Here is a 636-nt window from a genome sequence, read left to right on the forward strand (position 1 = left end):
GACGTTGTTTCAGCGCCGTTTCGACCATGCCTTTACCAATAATAGGTAACGGACTCGCTGTTGAGCTAATCACGATGTCCGCTCTTGCGAGGTGGTCTGGGATTTCGTTCAGGCTGATTACTTCTGCACCAAACTGCTCAGCTAACCCTTGAGCACGCTCTTTGGTGCGGTTTGCGACTATCATTTTTGTGCAGCCGTTCGACGCTAAGTGCTTCGCGACCAGTTCGATGGTTTCACCGGCCCCGACAAGTAAGACTGTCGAGTCAGATAACGATTCGAAAATGTGTTTTGCTAATGTACATGCGGCGTAAGCCACCGACACAGCATTGCCACCGATATCAGTTTCCGTACGAACTCGTTTTGCAACAGAAAACGTTTTTTGGAACAGCTTATCAATCGACGAGTCTACAGCTTGATGATCACGTGAATCAGAAAATGCCTGTTTCACTTGACCTAAGATCTGCGGCTCACCAAGTACCAGTGAATCAAGGCCACACGAGACGCGCATCAAGTGTTTAATTGCCGCTTGTTCTTCGTGTACATACAAACTTGGCATCAAGTCTTCACGGCTCACTTGGTGAAATTGAGCGAGCCAATCGATCAGCTTGTTTCGCGCTCCTTGCTTAACGTCGCAGT

General features: G+C 48.4%; 1 protein-coding gene. It reads right to left on the reverse strand.

The genetic code is table 11. The features are described 5' to 3' along the window. A partial coding sequence (gene hemA, locus R7Q09_RS26460) for a glutamyl-tRNA reductase (RefSeq protein ID WP_318143980.1) occupies positions 1-636 on the reverse strand: 636 nt, incomplete at both ends.

It is taken from the genome of Vibrio sp. 2130-1 (genome assembly GCF_033339515.1).